Origin of the sequence: Pseudonocardia oceanicola (genome assembly GCF_047200735.1) — a bacterium.
Classification (GTDB): Bacteria; Actinomycetota; Actinomycetes; order Mycobacteriales; family Pseudonocardiaceae; genus Pseudonocardia.
Genome location: NZ_JBJZON010000062.1, coordinates 1 through 2,623, shown reverse-complemented (window position 1 = coordinate 2,623; position 2,623 = coordinate 1). Strand labels below are relative to the sequence as shown.

The window sequence follows — 2,623 nt, the reverse complement described above, 5'->3', positions numbered from 1 at the left end:
GTGTCCGTGGCCATGAAAAAGTCCCCGCTGGTGGCCAGGTGCAGGTCCCCGCGGGTGGCCGTGTGAGGTCCCCGCTGGTGGCCAGTTAGAAGTCCCCGGTCCTTCGTCGTGTCGTAACTGCCGGGTTGGGCCCTGGGCGGTGACGGTGGCGGTTGTCGAAGCCTGCAACCGCACCACCCAGGGGTCTCCCATTGAAGTCTGCGAGGGAACGGATGGACATCATTTCGGCCTATCGGGAGGTGGGCAGCTACCGCGGCGCGGCCGCGATCTGCGCCACGACCCCGAAGACCGTGCGTCGGGTGATCGAGCGCCATGAGGCGGGAGGTGTTGTCCCGCAGCGCAAACCCCGCGAACGCAACTACGCCTCGGTCGCCGAGCTCGTCGCCGCGCGGGTGGACAAGACCAAGGCGCGGATCTCGGCGAAGCGGCTGCTGCCCGAGGCCCGTGCCGCCGGCTATGAGGGTTCGGCCCGCAACTTCCGCCGCCTGGTCGCGCAGGCGAAGGCTGACTGGCGCCGTGATCACCACCGCGGGCGCCGTCCGGCGGTGTGGTCCCCGGGCGAGCACCTGGTCATCGACTGGGGCGTTGTGGCCGGGCTGCACGTGTTCTGCGCCGTGCTGGCCTGGTCGCGGGTGCGGTTCGTGCGCTTCGCGGTCGACGAGCGCGCCGAGACCACGCTGAACATGCTGGCCGAGTGCTTCGAGACCCTCGGTGGGGTGCCGAAGGTTGTGCTCGCCGACCGGATGGGCTGCCTCAAAGCCGCCGTCGTGGCCGACCGGGTCGTCCCAACCCCGGACTACGTGCGCTTCGCCTCCCACTACCGGTTCCGCCCGGACTTCTGCCAGGGCGAGGACCCGGAGTCCAAGGGCATCGTGGAGAACCTCGTCGGCTACGCCAAGCAGGATCTGATCATCGGCTGCGACCTGGTCGACCCCGACACCGGCGAGCCGGGACGTCCGATCGACCTGGCCACAGCGAACGAGGTGGCGCGGCGCTGGTGCGCCGAGGTCAACGCCGCGACCCACTCCGAGATCGCCGCGGTCCCGGCCCGACGCCTCGCCGAGCACGAGCTCGCGGTGTTGGGCGGCTTGCCGTCGCTACGGCCGCGGATCACCGGGCCGGCGGTGATCCGCAAGGTCGACCGGCTCTCCTGTGTCCGGTTCGGCTCGGCCCGCTACTCGGTGCCCACCACCGCGATCGGCACCCGGGTCGAGGTCCGCACCCACGCCGACCGGCTCACCATCCTGACCACCGCCACCAGCCACAACGGCGCTGCCGGTGGGGTTCTGCTGGCGGAGCATCGCCTGGTCGGGCCGGGTGAGGCATCGGTCATCGACGCCCACTACGGCGGCCCCCGCCCCACCACACCGGTCCGGGCGGTCCGTCCGAAGACCGCCGAGGAGAAGGCCTTCTGCGCGCTCGGCCCGGTCGCGCAGTCGTTCCTGACCGGCGCCGCCGCGGCCGGATCAGCCCGGCTCGGGATCGAGCTGGGCGAGTTGCTCGCCCTCGGCCAGGCCCACGGCGAGCAGGCTCTGCTCGACGCGTTGGCCCGGGCGACCGCGTTCCGGCGTTGGCGGGCCGAGGACGTGCGGTCCATCCTCGCTGCCGGCGCCGCCGCGCCCCGACCACGACCAGCCGGAGAAGCCCTGGTCCTCGAGCTGCCCGCGGTCCCGACCCGATCGCTGGCCGAATATGCGCTGGCCGACTACCCCGTCACCACGGCCCTCACCACGAGCACCCTGAACGCTGAGGTTCCCGTCGTCGATGGGGACGCGTCATGACCGCGAGCAAGCCACCGGTGCTCGACGCGGACCTCGAGGCCGGGCTCAAACGGCTCAAGCTCGCCGCGATGCGCCGCCTGGCCCCCGAGCTGCTGCTCACCGCCCGCACCCAGCGGTGGCGCCCGGAGGAGCTGCTACGGGTCCTGGTCGAAGCCGAGGTCGCCGCCCGCGACGCCTCCAACATCGCCAACCGGCACAAGGCCGCCGGGTTCCCCGTCGCCAAGACCCTCGACGAGTTCGACCTGTCCGCCTCCTCGATCCCGAAGCCGACGTTCGACTACCTCGCCTCGCTCGAGTGGATCCGGACGCCGGAGAACCTCGCCCTGGTCGGGCCGGCCGGGACCGGGAAGTCGCATCTGCTCGTCGCCCTCGGGACGGCGGCGGTCCAGGCCGGGCACCGGGTCCGCTACTTCACCGCCGCCGACCTCGTCGAGGCCCTCTACCGCGGCCTGGCCGACAACTCCGTCGGCCGGCTCATCGACCAGACCCTGCGCCACGACCTGATCATCATCGACGAGATCGGGTTCGCCCCACTCGACGACACCGCCGCCCAGCTGCTGTTCCGCCTCGTCGCCGCCGCCTACGAACGCCGCAGCCTCGCGATCAGCTCGCACTGGCCCTTCGACCAATGGGGCCGGTTCCTGCCCGAACACACCACCGCGGTCAGCCTGCTCGACCGGCTCCTGCACCACGCCCAGGTCGTCGTCACCAGCGGCGACTCCTACCGCATGCGCGAAGCCCGAACCGCGAAGAACGGAGCCGCCATCAGACCCAGCTGAACAACCCCGGACCGGGGACTTTTACCTGGCCACCAGCGGGGACCACGAACTGGCCGTTGACAC

The 2,623-nt window shown here is 71.5% G+C and carries 2 protein-coding genes; both read left to right on the top strand.

The window, feature by feature from the left end; genetic code table 11:
• The first annotated feature begins 191 nt into the window (after positions 1-191).
• A complete protein-coding gene (gene istA / locus ACL02T_RS34750; protein ID WP_412835071.1) occupies positions 192-1,781 on the top strand; it encodes an IS21 family transposase in 1,590 nt (529 codons plus the stop codon).
• Positions 1,778-2,560, top strand: coding sequence for an IS21-like element helper ATPase IstB (gene istB, locus ACL02T_RS34745; protein ID WP_412835070.1), 783 nt, complete (start codon positions 1,778-1,780; stop codon positions 2,558-2,560). The genes istA and istB overlap by 4 nt, the downstream gene beginning before the upstream one ends.
• The last annotated feature ends 63 nt before the right edge of the window (positions 2,561-2,623 follow it).

Excerpts from the sequence above, each read along its gene's own strand:
- istB (WP_412835070.1), top strand. The coding sequence starts at position 1,778 with ATGACCGCGAGCAAGCCACCGGTGCTCGACGCGGACCTCGAGGCCGGG.